The organism is Candidatus Pyrohabitans sp. (assembly GCF_054014795.1).
This window is the reverse complement of sequence record NZ_JBPMGE010000062.1, coordinates 1-14,428: the sequence shown is the minus strand read 5'-3', so window position 1 is coordinate 14,428 and position 14,428 is coordinate 1. Positions and strand designations below refer to the sequence as shown.

The 14,428-nt window shown below is 50.3% G+C and carries 21 protein-coding genes; 10 read left to right on the top strand and 11 right to left on the bottom strand.

Annotation, left to right across the window (positions count from 1 at the left end; genetic code table 11):
- Together ACXJJW_RS06750 and ACXJJW_RS06745 are read left to right on the top strand one after the other, a co-directional pair.
- Positions 1 to 224 (top strand): UPF0175 family protein (locus ACXJJW_RS06750; protein WP_456474973.1); only part of this gene is annotated, 224 nt, incomplete at its 5' end.
- Positions 217 to 723, top strand: coding sequence for a PIN domain-containing protein (locus ACXJJW_RS06745; protein ID WP_456474972.1), 507 nt, complete (start codon positions 217 to 219; stop codon positions 721 to 723). The genes ACXJJW_RS06750 and ACXJJW_RS06745, both read left to right, overlap by 8 nt.
- 233 nt (positions 724 to 956) lie before the next feature.
- Here ACXJJW_RS06745 and ACXJJW_RS06740 read toward each other — a convergent pair whose 3' ends face one another.
- On the bottom strand, positions 957 to 2,186 hold the full coding sequence (locus ACXJJW_RS06740) for an ornithine cyclodeaminase, nickel-pincer nucleotide-dependent (protein ID WP_456474971.1): 1,230 nt from the start codon (positions 2,184 to 2,186) through the stop codon (positions 957 to 959).
- Positions 2,187 to 2,233: 47 nt separating this feature from the next.
- On the opposite strand from ACXJJW_RS06740, the gene ACXJJW_RS06735 reads away from it, so the two are divergent.
- Complete coding sequence (locus ACXJJW_RS06735; RefSeq protein ID WP_456474970.1) at positions 2,234 to 2,992, top strand: DNA-3-methyladenine glycosylase family protein; 759 nt, start codon at positions 2,234 to 2,236, stop codon at positions 2,990 to 2,992.
- A 55-nt stretch (positions 2,993 to 3,047) separates the two neighbouring features.
- On the opposite strand, the gene ACXJJW_RS06730 is transcribed toward ACXJJW_RS06735, so the two are convergent.
- From ACXJJW_RS06730 to ACXJJW_RS06700, 7 genes are all read right to left on the bottom strand, one after another.
- Positions 3,048 to 4,319, bottom strand: coding sequence for an ATP-binding protein (locus ACXJJW_RS06730; RefSeq protein ID WP_456474969.1), 1,272 nt, complete (start codon positions 4,317 to 4,319; stop codon positions 3,048 to 3,050).
- Between the two features lie 125 nt (positions 4,320 to 4,444).
- Entirely contained in the window at positions 4,445 to 6,109 is a 1,665-nt protein-coding gene (locus ACXJJW_RS06725; RefSeq protein ID WP_456474968.1) for an ABC1 kinase family protein, read from the bottom strand.
- Position 6,110: 1 nt separating this feature from the next.
- Positions 6,111 to 6,422, bottom strand: coding sequence for a phasin-related domain-containing protein (locus ACXJJW_RS06720; RefSeq protein WP_456474967.1), 312 nt, complete (start codon positions 6,420 to 6,422; stop codon positions 6,111 to 6,113).
- A 54-nt stretch (positions 6,423 to 6,476) separates the two neighbouring features.
- Positions 6,477 to 6,698, bottom strand: coding sequence for a hypothetical protein (locus ACXJJW_RS06715; RefSeq protein ID WP_456474966.1), 222 nt, complete (start codon positions 6,696 to 6,698; stop codon positions 6,477 to 6,479).
- A 337-nt stretch (positions 6,699 to 7,035) separates the two neighbouring features.
- On the bottom strand, positions 7,036 to 7,446 hold the full coding sequence (locus ACXJJW_RS06710) for a CBS domain-containing protein (RefSeq protein WP_456474965.1): 411 nt from the start codon (positions 7,444 to 7,446) through the stop codon (positions 7,036 to 7,038).
- Between the two features lie 100 nt (positions 7,447 to 7,546).
- Positions 7,547 to 7,849 (bottom strand): MTH1187 family thiamine-binding protein, encoded by a 303-nt coding sequence (locus ACXJJW_RS06705; protein WP_456474964.1) that lies wholly within the window; start codon positions 7,847 to 7,849, stop codon positions 7,547 to 7,549.
- 1 nt (position 7,850) lies between these two features.
- Entirely contained in the window at positions 7,851 to 8,042 is a 192-nt protein-coding gene (locus ACXJJW_RS06700) for a CooT family nickel-binding protein (protein ID WP_456474963.1), read from the bottom strand.
- 38 nt (positions 8,043 to 8,080) lie between these two features.
- On the opposite strand from ACXJJW_RS06700, the gene ACXJJW_RS06695 reads away from it, so the two are divergent.
- The 3 genes from ACXJJW_RS06695 to trpA all read left to right on the top strand — a co-directional run bounded on the left by ACXJJW_RS06695 (position 8,081) and on the right by trpA (position 11,234).
- On the top strand, positions 8,081 to 9,130 hold the full coding sequence (locus tag ACXJJW_RS06695) for a uroporphyrinogen decarboxylase/cobalamine-independent methonine synthase family protein (protein ID WP_456474962.1): 1,050 nt from the start codon (positions 8,081 to 8,083) through the stop codon (positions 9,128 to 9,130).
- A gap of 315 nt (positions 9,131 to 9,445) precedes the next feature.
- Complete coding sequence (locus ACXJJW_RS06690; protein ID WP_456474961.1) at positions 9,446 to 10,402, top strand: polysaccharide deacetylase family protein; 957 nt, start codon at positions 9,446 to 9,448, stop codon at positions 10,400 to 10,402.
- A 31-nt stretch (positions 10,403 to 10,433) separates the two neighbouring features.
- A complete protein-coding gene (trpA, locus tag ACXJJW_RS06685; RefSeq protein ID WP_456474960.1) occupies positions 10,434 to 11,234 on the top strand; it encodes a tryptophan synthase subunit alpha in 801 nt (266 codons plus the stop codon).
- On the opposite strand, the gene ACXJJW_RS06680 is transcribed toward trpA, so the two are convergent.
- The gene (locus tag ACXJJW_RS06680) at positions 11,226 to 11,612 is read right to left on the bottom strand and encodes a DUF302 domain-containing protein (protein WP_456474959.1); all 387 of its coding nucleotides are present in this window, start codon (positions 11,610 to 11,612) and stop codon (positions 11,226 to 11,228) included. The genes trpA and ACXJJW_RS06680 overlap by 9 nt on opposite strands.
- Positions 11,613 to 11,692: 80 nt before the next feature.
- Between ACXJJW_RS06680 and ACXJJW_RS06675 the strand changes: the two genes are divergently transcribed.
- From ACXJJW_RS06675 to ACXJJW_RS06665, 3 genes are all read left to right on the top strand, one after another.
- Positions 11,693 to 12,079 carry a hypothetical protein gene (locus ACXJJW_RS06675; RefSeq protein ID WP_456474958.1) on the top strand — a complete coding sequence of 129 codons (387 nt, stop codon included), beginning with the start codon at positions 11,693 to 11,695 and terminating at the stop codon, positions 12,077 to 12,079.
- A 61-nt stretch (positions 12,080 to 12,140) separates the two neighbouring features.
- Entirely contained in the window at positions 12,141 to 12,548 is a 408-nt protein-coding gene (locus ACXJJW_RS06670; RefSeq protein ID WP_456474957.1) for a ribosomal protein L13e, read from the top strand.
- A 91-nt stretch (positions 12,549 to 12,639) separates the two neighbouring features.
- A complete protein-coding gene (locus ACXJJW_RS06665) occupies positions 12,640 to 12,774 on the top strand; it encodes a DUF2116 family Zn-ribbon domain-containing protein (protein WP_456474956.1) in 135 nt (44 codons plus the stop codon).
- A 44-nt stretch (positions 12,775 to 12,818) separates the two neighbouring features.
- Here ACXJJW_RS06665 and ACXJJW_RS06660 read toward each other — a convergent pair whose 3' ends face one another.
- Together ACXJJW_RS06660 and ACXJJW_RS06655 are read right to left on the bottom strand one after the other, a co-directional pair.
- Positions 12,819 to 13,529 (bottom strand): phosphoribosyltransferase, encoded by a 711-nt coding sequence (locus tag ACXJJW_RS06660; protein ID WP_456474955.1) that lies wholly within the window; start codon positions 13,527 to 13,529, stop codon positions 12,819 to 12,821.
- A 29-nt stretch (positions 13,530 to 13,558) separates the two neighbouring features.
- Positions 13,559 to 13,825 carry a translation elongation factor-like protein gene (locus ACXJJW_RS06655; protein ID WP_456474954.1) on the bottom strand — a complete coding sequence of 89 codons (267 nt, stop codon included), beginning with the start codon at positions 13,823 to 13,825 and terminating at the stop codon, positions 13,559 to 13,561.
- Positions 13,826 to 13,915: 90 nt separating this feature from the next.
- Here ACXJJW_RS06655 and ACXJJW_RS06650 point away from each other — a divergent pair.
- On the top strand, positions 13,916 to 14,428 hold a 513-nt coding region (locus ACXJJW_RS06650; protein ID WP_456474953.1), incomplete at its 3' end, for a class I SAM-dependent methyltransferase.

Sequence of the window (14,428 nt, the reverse complement as noted above, 5' to 3'; positions counted from 1 at the left end):
GGTCCACAGTTATCAGAAGGTTCCTCACAAAAGCTGTGAAGGAGTGGCTGATTGAAAAGAGTCTAAAGGAGTACGAACAGGGAAAGATAACCCTCTGGCAGGCGGCAGAAAGGTGTGAGATGTCCCTCTGGGAGATTATAGAGGAGGTCAAGAAAAGAAATATCCACGTGCCCTACACCCTTGAGGACCTTCGGAAAGACCTTAGGGGTTTGCTTGATGAGTAGCATAGTTTCCAACGCCACACCTCTTATCTACCTGGCAAAAATTGGAAAACTGGAGCTTTTGAAAATTTTTAAGGAGGTTTTCATCCCTGAAGAAGTAAAATATGAGGTGGTGGACAGGGGTAAGGAATTAAAGAAGAATGACGCATACGTGGTGGAGAATGCAATAGGTCATGGGTGGATAAAGGTTGCTAGGGCTAAACCCATTGAAATCCCAATAGAACTGGAAGCCGGGGAGAAGGCTGCCATTTCTCTTGCAAAAAACCTGGGTATTACCTGTGTTTTGTTAGACGAGGCTGTGGCGAGAACTGCCGCAGAGCTTCTCGACCTGGTGCCAAGAGGGACTCTATTTGTATTGCTTAAAGCACTGAATGAGAATAAAATCTCATTCGATGAATTTTTGAGCCTTCTGGATATGCTGGTGAAGCACGGCTTCAGGTTGAAGGAGGAGGTGTATCTTGAGGCAATCAAAAGGGCACTCGAAATTTCGGGGAAGAGGTGACTCACAGGTCTTTTGCCTTCCATGCGAAGCCGAGGTGGTGTAATAGAAAATAATATATACTATGATGCACAATAATATTCCTGCGGGCTCGGTAAGAGCTTGGCGGCGCTGCTTCGGCGGCAACGCCAGCACAGGCCTCCTCTCTGAGGAGAGTCATGTGTGAGAGGAAAGGCAACCTGCCTCTTTGAGGCAAGGAAGCCCGACTCTCGGCCTTGCCGAGCCCGCTCTCATTTTTATGCTGATTTCCTTCTTTGAAGCTCAGCCGCGAGCATGGGCAAAAAGACGCCTATGTCGGTAACAACACCCAGTGCCTGGGCGGTGCCCCTATCCGTGAGCTTTGTCACCGTTGCAGGATTTATGTCTACACATATCGTCTTAACATTGCTGGGCAGGATATTTCCCACCGCTATGCTGTGCAGCATTGTACACATCATCAGCACCATACCCACGCCGCTGAGATGGCGGCGCATTTCACGCTGAGCCTCAAGCACATCCGTAATCACCTCCGGGAGAGGCCCGTCGTCGCGAATTGAACCCGCGAGCACAAAGGGAATGCCCCTGCGAACAACCTCGTACATCACCCCTGCTTTTAGCTTTCCCTGCTTTACGAGCTCCGCTATTCCCCCTGCCCTCATAACCTCATTTATAGCATAGAGATGGTGGCGGTGTCCACCCTCGGCAGGTCTGCCTGTCTTTATGTTTACTCCCAGGGAGGTGCCGAAAAGCTGCGCTTCTATGTCGTGCACCGCCAGAGCATTGCCTGCGTAGAGCACATCTATATATCCCTCGCGTATCATCTTTGCCAGGGCCGGTGCTGCACTTGTATGTACCACAGCCGGGCCAACCACAGCCAGAATCTTCTTGCCGGAGTGCTTCACCTCGAGTATAGCCTCGGCAATCTGCCTTATCAGCGGCTCCGTCGGTTTTTCGCTGCTCACGCTGCTGCGCATGAACTCAAACATAGAGAACCCCCGTGGTCTCTCAGGGGGTTCAACCCTGATTCCACTCTGACCCACAACCACGAGGTCGCCCTTCCTAATCTCACTTATGGGCTTGCAGTAAGCACGCTTCCTCTCGGGCTCAACCACTATTGCGGTGTCCATCTCGATATTCTCCACCTCCACCCACTCACCCTCTATGAGCACATAGGTGGGGTGGTTGGTGGTTGAATAAAAGCCGTCTGGGAGAGTTTTATCCTTTGGCGCAGGCTCCAGGCTGAGCTCCTCAACCTCAGGAACCCTCGCCCCGACCTTTCGAAGCTCTCCCAGGATTTCGTCAAGCTGCCTTCTCGTCTTCGCCTTTACAAGTATCCTGGCATAGCTGGGGTCAGTTTTGTGCTTCCCAATGTCGAACTGAAGCACCTCAAAGTCGCCGCCCATGTCCATTATGGTGTCGAAAACCCTGGGAAGAATGAAGGAGTCGATTATGTGTCCTCTGAGCTCAATCTCGCGAACAGCTGCCATAATACCACGCAGAGATTATATAAGCCCGGCTATTAATAACTTTTCTCATGCATGCCCTCATCGACCTGAAGCTCACCATGGAGAGCGGTCAGCCCCCTGAGTTTCTGTGGAACAGGGAGGGCGGAAGATACTGGCGGGAACTTCATGGCAGGCGATGCTACCTGTGGCAGCGCGGTGGGGAGCTCTTCTATGAGGGGTGCTCCTCAAGCTATGTGCGGGAGTTTCTCGGGTTAGAGGACGACCTTGAGGAGGTCTATGCGGTTATAGCTAAGGATGAGGTTATGGCCCGCGCCGTTGAGCGCTTTCACGGGTTAAGGATAACAAAAAACGACCCCTGGGAAACCCTCGTAGCCTTCATATGCTCCATCAACAACAACATACCGCGGATAAGGAAGAATGTGCAGTGCCTTCTCAGCGGAGGCTGCATCCCGCCTCCTGAGCAGCTTGCTGTTGCAGAGCTGAGCAAAGCGAAGCTCGGCTTCAGGGAGGGATACCTCAGGAGCACAGCCGCGAGACTTGCAAGCATGGACTTCGAAGCTCTTGGAAGGCTGAGCTATGCCGAGGCGAAGCAGGAACTTATGAAGCTCCGGGGCGTTGGAGAGAAGGTGGCTGACTGCGTGCTCCTCTTTGGCTTCGGTTTCCTGGAAGCTTTTCCGGTGGACATCTGGATAGCCCGCGCTATGCGCGCTTACTATGGCGTAGAGGGTGTTAAGGAGATGCGCCGCTTTGCCCGAAGGAGGTGGCATCCCTATGAGGGCTACGCCCAGCAGTACCTGTACATGCTGGTGAGGGAGGAGAAGCCGTGAGGATGAATTTTTTGAAGATTTGGGATAAAAAATTGGTAGCCTTACACAAATTTTATTAGCCAAGTTTCAGCAACCACTTCCACATGGGAATAAAAGTTATCCTGCCTTTTCTACCAAACCATTTAACTTCGCGCTCATCCTCATAATCCCAGGTTATAATTTTCAGCTCTTTGCATTTTAGAAGTTCTTTGGCTTTTAATAATGCTCTAATTTCTCTATGATCTATTTCATCAAAAGAACTGGCATAGGTTACCTGTATCAACTCCCTAACCTTTAACCCATCCTTGACCACAAAATCCACTTCATGCCCCTGAGCATCTTTGAAATAATAAATCTCCGTCAGAGGATGTTGATTTGTTTTTCTCAGTATCTCCAGAAAGATAGCGTTTTCCATTCTTTTTCCTGTGTCCTCTGAAAAGCCCATGACTGTGCTCAGACCCAAATCGCACACATAAAGCTTCCTCGGCCACGACTTTCTAGAATACACGCTTTTGTGGTATCGATCAACAAAAAATACACACATGGTTTCTGGAATCCTGTCAACATAACTATAAACTACATTTTTTACATTTCCTCCAATCTTTGAGTTCACAAAGCTTGATATTTTTCGGATGCTCACCTCTTTGGAGAAATTCTGGAAGCAGAACTCGAATATGAACTTTGCAACGTCTATGCTCTTCAGTTCAAACCTCTCTACAAAATCATTGTACAGTATGGTTGTGTAGTAGTTTTTTAGTATCTCGTCTTTATCTTTTCTTGTTATTGCCCCAGGGTATCCACCCCATAGGAGGTATTCCTCCAGAAGTTTGATAATCTCGGTCTTTTTGGTTACTGAAATTTTCTCATAGGATAAGTTCTTAAACCTCAGAAATTCTCCAAAGCTCAAAGGCAGGAGTATATAGCTTATGCTTCTCCCCCTGAGTTGTGTTGCTATCTCTTTACTCATCAGCTTTGAGGAAGAGCCTGAAATTATTACTTTATAGCCAGAATCAAGCAGGCTTCTCACAAGTTTATTCCAATCTTCAACCACCTGAACTTCATCGAGCATCACCAAATTTGCTTGAGGGTTTACAAGAGATATTATCTCAAAAACCTCTTTGTGAGTTATATCAGCAAAGGCTACATGCTCAAAGTCAAAGTAAACTGCTCTCTCTATGTCCCTAAAATACACATCCAGAAGAAGAAATGTCTTGCCTGCCCTTCTTGGACCAACTATGGAGATTGTGAAATCCTTTCTTGGCTTTATTTTCAAATCCCTCTCCTTTATTTCCGCCCTCTTATTCTCAAGTTTCTCATAAAACTCAAACACCAACTCTCTATCATACATAGTGTAACTTTATTGGTGACAAAAATATAAAAAAGTATCTCTGTCATAGTGCCATATTCAACAATCACTTCCTAAAACCTTACGCTATAGTGTAATAAATACGAGATTTATAAGTGGACGTCTGCTCACAACCTCCCGCTCCTCAGAATGCTGAAAAGAAGCACAGTGCCCAGAACGCTGGCGAAGAGAAAGCCAAGGATGCCAAAAACCGGGTAGCCCAGGAAGCTTGGCCCCTTATCTGTCTGCATTATCAGCGCTGAAGCAACGACTATCGCCGAGGTTATCAGCGCAAAGGAGATGCGGTTGCTCATCACCTCAAGCTCATAGAGCAGGTCGCTGAAGCCGCGGTGCTGCAGCGTGAGCCTGCCCTCCTCTGCCCGTCTCAGCACCCCCTCGGTGGCAGAGGGAATCCTTCCGAGTGCCTGTACCACGGAGGAGAGCTCGCGAATAAAGTCTCTGGCAAGGCGTCTCGGCGCCAGGCGCTGGCGTATCATCTCCTTCACAAAGGGCTTCGCCACGAGGGTGAAGTTGAACTCCGGGTCAAGCGCCCGTGCGACGCTCTCTATTGTAACCATGCTTTTAATCAAGAAGGCAAAGTTGGGGGGCATCATCACCCGATGCTTGAGCGCAATTTCCAGCATCTCGTTGAGTAAGGCGGCGATATTTACCTGACTCAACCTGGTCTCATAGTACTCCAGTATGAGGTCCTCTATATCGCTGCGGAACTCCCTCAGGTCGCTCTCAGGCGTCACTATACCTATGCGCAGAAGCTGCTCCACCACGCGCTCAACATCCTTATTAACCAGCGCTATCGCTAGGTCGGCAAGTTTATCGCGCAGCTCGCTCTCTATGCGCGCCACCATACCAAAGTCCACCATGGCTATGCATTCGCCCTCGAGGATGAGCAGATTCCCAGGATGGGGGTCTGCCTGAAAGAAGCCATCAACAAAAAACTGCTTCATAAAAGCATGGGCAAGCCTCTCGGCGAGTAGCTCCAGGTTGTAGCCCCCGCTTCTGAGCTCCTCAACCCTGCTCACCTTTATCCCCTCAATGTACTCCAGGCACAGCAATCGCTTTGTTGTGTATTCCCAGTAGACGCGGGGGATCTTTATGTACTCAACATCAGAGAAGTTCTTTGCGAAGCGCTCTGCGTTTCTACCCTCTCGCATGAAGTCCAGCTCACGGCGAATAGTCTTTGCAAACTCATTGACTATGCCCACGAGGTTGTAGCGTCTCGCCTCGCGAATCCGTGCCTCTACTAGGGAAGCAAGCTGGTACAGCAGGGAGATGTCAGCCTCGATGGCCTTTGCGATATTCGGGCGCTGGACCTTAACAACAACACTTTCCCCGCTTTTGAGCCTTGCCCTGTGAACCTGGGCAAGAGAAGCACTCGCTATAGGTGTGGCTTCAAAATGAGAAAAAACATCCTCCAGGCTTTGACCAAGTTCGCGCTCCACCACCTCTTTTATATCTTCAAAGTCCAAGGGGAGCGCCTCGTCCTGAAGCTTGCTCAGCTCGTCGATGTACTCCTTTGGTATTAAATCCGGGCGGGTGCTCAGAATCTGTCCCAGCTTTATGTAGGTTGCACCCAGCTCCTCGAGGATAAGGCGCACCTTTTCAGGGGTGCTCAGGCCTTCTATCTCCTCTGGAAAAAGCCTCCTCTTGAAGGGGATGTAGGAGTAAAGCCCTGCACGCTTCAGGAGGATGTCAAATCCGTACTTGCTCACCACGCCTGCTATCTCGCGCAGCCTGGCTACGTTGCCTCTGATGCGTCTCCTGTGGAAGAGCATACTACTTCTCGCCAGCCAGCTTGGCTATGGTGCGCTCAAGCTTTTCTATCTTCTTTTTCAGCTTCTCCACGTCCTTCTTGGAGGCGACGCCGGTTTTGGCGAAGGCCCTCTCCACCTCCTCTGCAACCCTCTTCTCCAGCTGCTTCCTCTGCTTTGCCCTCTCTTTAAGGGCCTCGCGAACAAGTGCCCTGCCCTCCTCTTTGCTGAGTTCTCCCTTCTTCTCAAGCTCCGCCACAAACTCGCGAAGCTTCTCCTCTGTCAGTGCAGCCAGACCTATGCCCAGAAGTAAAGCCTTCCTAATAAGCTCTTTCACACTTATTCCCTCCTGCTATAATATCTGCGCAGGGGGATAAAAAGTTAGCGAGCATCAGGAGATAATGCAGTAGTGGTTCACCCCGTTTATTCTGACCTTCCGCAGATGTCTGTAGAGCATGTTGTAGTAGATGAACATCTTTATGTGTCCCTCATTAACCCTGTACCCCCTTTCCGCGAGCCTCTCCGCTATGGTGCGCCCATTCACCACTTCACCCGGTTGAATAACCTCCAGAATAGCCCTAACCTTATTCGCGGTGTTTCCGAACTTCTTCACTCTTCATCACCTCCCTGAGATAAAGGTCAAGAGCTACGCCAAGGACAATGCTTGCCCCGGCAATTAGCGCAGTTGCGACTATATCCATTTTCTGCACCTTTTAATGAAATATAGGGGCTTTACCAATATTTATTATTTTTCCGGCAATAATGCATTTTTTTCTGTTAACAAGCAGTAAATCTCAGGGGGTTATGTTTACAAATGTTCCTAGTCGTGTATTTTTGTAAAATGTTTGATCTGCGGTTCCAGATTATCTTCCTGTTTTATGTAAAAACAAAAATTATGTTTGTCTATGTTTCAAAAAGTTTCTTTTTAGCTATTTTAAAAATAGAATGATTCACCACAACTCAATCTGAATAAGCTTATTAATCAGACGCTTATCCAGACTTTTGAGCTTCAGTATGTCCCGCAGACTGAGAATACCCACAAGCCTGCCCTCCTTAAGCACAGGCAGTCTTCTAAAGCCGTGCTTCTGCATCGTGTCCAGCACCCTCTCAATGGACGTGGACTCACTCACAGTGATAAGCTGAGTGCTCATCACCTCATCCACGGGGGTGTCGCCGCCTAGACCTCTTGCCACAACCCTGAAAGCTATATCCCGCTCTGTTATTATCCCCACGGGATAGCCATTGTCTATAACCACGAGGGTGCCGATGTTGTGCTCCCTCATCAAACGAGCCGCCTCCCTGACACTCTCCCCGGGGGAGACGGTTACCACATTACGCGTCATCACATCACCCGCTCTCACCTGAACACCTCCAGACAACACAGGACTCCCTGCGCCGTTATTTGAATAGGTTCCTCAGCGCTCCAGACGAAAGTCATCCCCAGAAGGGTCAGCCTTGGGTTCACTCATCACAGGAACCTATGCTGCGCAGCTTGCTTTCCAGTGTTGCATCTCTGTCGAGGCGGTGGTCTATGCGAAGCGTTGTTACAACGCGTTTTGCCCCTTTCTCAAGCACCGCCTCATGGGCTAACTTTACTGCAAAAAGTAACGTCTCTAAATCGCGCGCTTCAATTTCTGTTGCCATTGCGTGTGGCACCACTCGAACCTCAGCGCCCTTAAGCGCCTCTATTGCGGCCCTAACGTACTCGCTCACGCTGGTCTTGCCGGTGCCTATGGGTACAACGCTCAGCTCTGCAAGGAGCAAGCTAATCCCTCGATATGGTTATGCTGTGCCTGTCCATGTCGATTTCCACTATTCTCGCATTTTCAAAGTCCAGGCGTTCGCCGAGCACGCCCACAGCAACGACCTTCCCCTCCTTCTCCCGCACCAGTATCGTCTCGTCCATAACCTTTGTTTTCTGCCCATTCTCCAGGAGATAAAGCTTGGACTCGCACATGGCCTTACACCGAAGCATGCCGAGTAAAAATTTATAAGATGCTGAGCCGAGGTATAGGCATGGTGATAATAGACGACATCGGCAGCTTTCCTCTGCCTGCGAACATAAGCCGGGAGGAGTTCAACTCTGCCTATCCCGATGCCCTTGCCGCTTTCGCAGAGGGCAGGCAGCTCGAGGAGATTCCCGGGCTGAGGCCCTTCCTCAGCGCTGTAAGCTCATCCCTTAAAGCAAAGCTTGAAGCCCAGCTGGACGTTGTGACCTATCCGCAGCACTTCGACATGCACCGCCAGTTCATGGAGCCCATTGAAAAGTACCAGCGGGAGCCCTTTCTTATCAAAGAGAAGTATGCGGTTATCCCGGAGCTTTATGTAGTTGAGCAGGAGGCAAAACACTACTATGAGGAACGCGGCGAAAAGCTGCGCCTGCGTGTTTGCGTCACGGGCGCAATTGAGCTCTACCTGAAGACGCCCTTTGGTTTCAATGTCTATGAAGAGGTTCTTATGAACCTCGCAAGAAGCGTAAACGCCTTCCTCAAGAACTCAATGCTCAACACGAAGTATGTGGTAACCGAGGTGGTGAGCATCGACGAGCCCAGCCTCGGCTTTGTGGACCTTCTCAATATTGAAAAGGAGGGGATAATCAAAGCTCTGGAGAAGAGTGTGCGCGGGATTAATGCAAAGGTACAGATACACATGCACACCCTTAAGGCTGCTGAGTATCCGCTTGAGGCAGGTGGTATACATGTTCTAACCGGCGAGTTTGCCTCCTCACCTGAAAACATAAACTTCATCTCAAAACGTGAGCTTGAAAGCAGCGACAAGTTCCTTCGCGGAGGTGTGGCCAGTACAAGCATAGACAGGAAGCTTGGAAGTTTTGTGGAACGGGGAATAAAGCACCCTTCGGCGGAGCAGCTCGCTGATAGCGTGGAGGAGATTAAGGCCATTTACCTGAGGCTAAAGGACAGGTTCGGCGAGCGTATGCTCTTCGCAGGTCCCGACTGTGGTCTCGGAAGCTGGCCATCCCAGGAGGCGGCACAGCTGGTGCTCAGGAGAACCGTCAGGGCAATACGTGAAGCTGAAAAGGATTGAATTATTTTTTAGTTGATTTTAAATGCATTAAAATTTAATTTAACCATTTTATATTGTTGATTTTTGATAACGCAATTGGAGAATGTTTGTTTTGCTTATACATGCACAATGCTGATTAATTAAATTAAGTATTTTAGGTGCCATATCCCTTTATAATAATGTTTGGAGACGTAAATTTTATAACTTAAGTTGAACCCATGAGGAGTTAGGCTTTTTCTACTAACTCATGGGTTCCCCCTCCCCCCACCTCCTCCATATCTTTTTTCTGCGAAAGCTTATTACTGGGGAAAGGAGCAGTTATAATCTGGGGTTAATATGAAGACTGCTTACCTGTTATTCCTGCTACTGCTGTTCTCAGCTGGGTGTCTCACCCAGTCCGGGCGGGATGCATCCCTCTTAAAATATCCCCATGGCTATAAAGCTGCGGTGGTTGTTACCTTTGATACTGAGGTTGTCCGTGAGGGTGAGCTCGAGGCAATTACCGGAGCTCTGGAGGAACGAGGGATAAATGCCACCTTCTTTGTTGTAGCCGGATACTTTCAGGGTAAAAGCGAGGTACTCGCCCCGCTGAGAAACTTTGAGGTGGCGAGCATGGGGTGGAGTCAGCCAGAGTGGGTGAATGCCTCTGAGAGGGAGAGGAGACAGCAGATTCTAAAGGCGCACTCATGGTTTGAGCAGCAGGGCTACCGCGTGCAGGGCTTCAGAGCGCCTTACCTCAATGCGACCAGGGAGACACTTCCCCTTGTGGCGGAGATGGGCTATACCTACGACTCCTCGCTGTTTTATGGCTTTGAGCCCTATGAGGTAGAGGGCGTGCTGGAGATTCCCGTGAGCATGAACTTTGATGCCTTCTGGGATGAGGATAAGATGGCCTTCACCCTGCCCCTGGCTTACATCGCTTTTCAGCGTGCCTACGACGCTGGTGGGGTTTTCACCCTGCTCACCCATGTAGACACTGCCTCCCGCAACCTGCAGAACTTCACAGCCTTTCTTGACTACATGAAGAAGCGCAGGGTCTGGTTCACCTCTGCAGGAGGGCTTGCAGAGTGGTGGAGGCTCAGGCAGGGGCTGGAGCTCAGTGTTGAGGGCAATACCCTGGTGCTGCGCAACCATGGCGCGAAGCCTGTAAGGGGTGCCACTGCAATTGTAACCGCAAAGGTTGCGAAAGGTGCCGTTGAAACATGGCGCGACGCTGACACCGGCAGGCTGTACGTGGTCTTTCCGGAGGTTCCGCCGGGTGGAGAGGTGAGGATAACCCTGAACGAGGGATAAAGCTTTTTAAGAGGGTGCGGCACTTAAGCTTATGGGCAGAATTGCAGAGAGGTTTGCTGAGCTGAAGCGTCGCAACGAGGGCGCTCTGATAGGCTACCTGACCCTGGGTGATCCCTCCCCTCAGGCGTCCGCGAGGCTTGCTGCCTGCCTGGCGGAGAACGTGGACATCCTGGAGCTGGGTATACCCTTCTCAGACCCCATTGCCGACGGCCCGACGATTCAGGGTGCAATCGACCGCGCCCTCCGTGCAGGTACAAATACTGACGACTGCTTTAAGATAGCCGCTCGTCTTCGCAGAGAGGGAGTGGAAATCCCCCTTGTGTTCATGACCTACTACAACATAGTGCTCCAGTACGGGGAGGAACGCTTTGTTGCCAAGTGCCGCGAGGTGGGCGTTGATGGCCTGCTGGTGAGCGACCTTCCGGTTGAGGAAGCCTCACACCTCGTGAAGATATGCAGGAAGTATGACGTGGACACCATATTTTTAATTGCTCCTACAACCACAGAGGAGAGGATAAAGAAGATACTCAGGAAAGCCTCGGGCTTCGTGTACCTTGTTTCCCTGCTGGGCACCACGGGGGCGAGGGAGAAGCTGAGCAAGGTTACGATAGAGAAAACCAAGTGGGCACTTCAGTACGTGAGAGACCTCCCCCTCGCAGTTGGTTTTGGAATTTCAAGGCCAGAGCACGTGCGTGCGGTTATTGAGGCGGGGGCTGCTGGTGTTGTCGTGGGCAGCGCCTTTGTGAAGATAATAGAAAAAAGAGGTGCCGACGCCTGCGATGAGCTTCGAAGCTTTGCGGCACGGCTGAAGTCAGGTACAAAGCTAGGCTGAGGCGTTGTCCACTATCCTCTTTACAGCCTGTGTTACCTTTTGCGGAAGCTCTCCCAGGTCGGCGCTGGTGAAGTTTCCCATGACCTCCGCCATCATTCCGCTGACCATAACTCTGCCGTCCTTCTCGTAAACATTCACCTTGCACGGCAGGAAAATACCCAGGTTTATGTCCTTTTTCAGCGCCTCCGCAGCGAGCAGGGGGTTGCATATCTCCACAATTTTAAAGGGGATGAAATCAACACCCTTCCTTGCCAGCGATTCTTTTATATCATGCACAGCGAGCACGCCAAATCCCTCCTCTTTTGCAAGCCTTTGCAAGTGCTCTACCACCGCCTCGAAATCGCCCTTCGCAGCCTTTGTGTAGTGAAACTCTTCCATCTTCTCACCTCTATGTTTTTGTTTGTTGCACATTTATGAACACAATACATTAAAAACCTCCCGCCATAAAGGAATACTGTATGCTCACCCGGGATTTGCTGTCTGCGCTGGAGGTGCTGTCGGAGAGAAAAAACATAAGAGAGTACGCCAGCTACTACGCGGCAAGCGCCTTTTTCAGGACAGAGAAATACGAAGAGGTCGAGAGGGTGATTCTCTCTCATCTTGAAGGGCGCAAAAATAGCGAGCTTATCTCCTGCACCCTCTCCTCAGGCATCATCTCTGACTCAGGCAATGTGCAGTTTCACATATTGAAGGGCAGGGTGTTCGAGTTCTACGACTACAAAGAGATGAGTGCATGCTTCATAAGGCTCTACCATCTCCAGGACCTGAGCAACGGCAAAGAATGGGTTGCCCTGTACATAGATGAGAACCCTTCCACGCCCTGGTGGGCAGAAGAGCGACTCTAATTATTCTTGCCCACGGGGCAAGAGGCATAACACATGTCATATTTTCAAGGAGGTTATGATGATGCATCGTCCTGTTGTTAAAAAATCTGGCGGAAAGAGGAAAGGAAGAGGTTTTAGTCTGAGAGAGCTCCAGAAAGCCGGAATTGCTCCCCTGCTGGCAAGGAAGCTTGGAATAGCGGTGGACAAGAGGAGGAAAAGCCTCCGCCAGGAGAATATTGAAATGCTCAAGAGGATAGCCGCCGAGAAACCAGTGCAGAAGAAGGAAGAGAAGAAAGAGAAGATTGTTAAGCTGGAGGACATAAAGGGAGTGGGACCCAAGAAGGTTGAGCAGTTTGCAAAGGCAGGTATAAAGACAGCCAACGAGCTGCTTAAGGCGGACCTCGCGGAAGTGTCCAAAAAATCAGGCATCTCAGTAAAGGTGCTGGAGAGGCTTGTCAAAGAGGCAGAGAAGCTGGTAAAATCCCGGTAAATCTCTGACACAGCCCTCCGGGACTGCGCCGTATTATGGCATGGGATAAAGTTAATATGGGTGAACTGCACTATTATGAAGAGTGGTAAGTATGAGGAGAGGGAACTCTTTTAGCGTCTTCTATCAGTTCAGGTGTCTTCAGTGTGGCGCCGCAATACCATCCCACAGGGACTTCTGCTCCAAGGACTGCGAGGAGAAGTTCTTCTCGGGCACCGGTGAATGCTAGTCGAACATGTTCGCATAAAAGGATTTATTTCATGACAAATAAGTTTAATCTGCCATAGTCCCATCTACCCGTCTCCTTTTATTTTTTTGACTCAGATATCTCAGTACCTCATCTTCGCTGAGGTCGTACCACTCTGCGTAGGCATCGGCAACAGCGAATATGGCAGCGCTTCTTATGTTCAGGCAGAGGAGGATATCGACATGAGGCAGAATCAGCTCTGCGGCAGTTTCCGGGGCCGTGGGCACCGCCACGATCACCCTTCTTGGACTTCTCTTTTTGACAGAGGAGAGCGCCGCGAGCATTGTGTAGCCACTCGCAAGGCCATCGTCTACGAGGATTACCTCCTTCCCTGAAATTTCCTGTGCTGCCCTGCTCCCCCTGAATACTCTCTGCCTCCTCTCTATCTGCTCTCTGACGAGCTTCTTCTGTGCCTCAATCTGCTCTTCTGTTATACCCAGTCTCTCTATCAGCGGGAGGTTGAGGAATACCTCACCGTCGAATGTGAGCGCCCCAAAGCCTGCCTCTGTTTCCCCGGGAATTGGAATCTTTCTGACAACTATTATATCAAGGGGCAGGTTGAGCCTCCTTGCTATCTCATAGCCAACAGGCACGCCCCCTGAGGGTATCGCGAGTACTATGCTCTCTCTACCGGTGAGATTCCTGAGCTTCTCAGCAAGAAGTTCGCCGGCATGACGCCTGTTTTTGAAGACGCGGTACCTGTTTCTAAGCTTCGGGTCTTCGATGAGCTTCCCCATGGCGTCTCCTGGGAAATGGCAGATTTTTCCTAGGATAGCTTGAAGATCTTGTCGCGGCGTCGCACCCGATAGGCAACCTTCAAACCAACCGAATCGCCATTTCCGGCTTCCTCCACAGGCCTGTGCTCTATCTGCATCGACTCCACAGTCTGCTCGAAGTCGGTGGTGTGTCCTTTAATCCTTATCCTGTCACCCACCCTCAGGGTATCCGAAAGCTTTACCCCGGCCACGCCAATCTTCGAAAAATAGGTAAAAACCTCGCCTACCAGTTTTCCCTCTTCTCCCAACGTTCTCACCAGATAAAATTTATTTTTCGGAAATAAAAACCTTGCTCCAATAGCAACTTTCTTGCGAACCTTTAACAATCCCTCATAGGAATTATAATTATGCCTCACAAATTTGACGTTTCCCGGGCATCGATCCTCGAGGATGAGGAGAGGAAGAAGTTTTTACCGCCTGTGGTGATACTGAGAAGGATAGGGGTGAAGGAAGGGGTGAGCTTTGCCGATATAGGCTGCGGCACCGGCTACTTTGCCATTCCCGCCGCCAGCCTGGTCGGGAAAGGAAAGGTATACGCTATCGATATTCAGAAGGGGATGCTTGAGATGCTCAAGGAAAGAGCAGGGTACGTAGATAATATAGTGCCGGTCAGGTCCACCGAAGATAGAATCCCGCTACCGGGGGAGTGCGTGGACATCGTCTTTATGGGGGTTGTGCTCCATGAGCTTGAAGGGATGGGCACCCTTCGTGAGGCGTATCGCATCCTGCGGGAGGGTGGCATTCTGGGAGTGGTGGAATGGAAGAAGGAGCCCATGGACACAGGCCCTCCCCTGGAGGACAGGCTTTCTTTTGAGGAGGCAAAGAAGAAAATAGAGGAAGTGGGCTTTGTTGTAATTGAG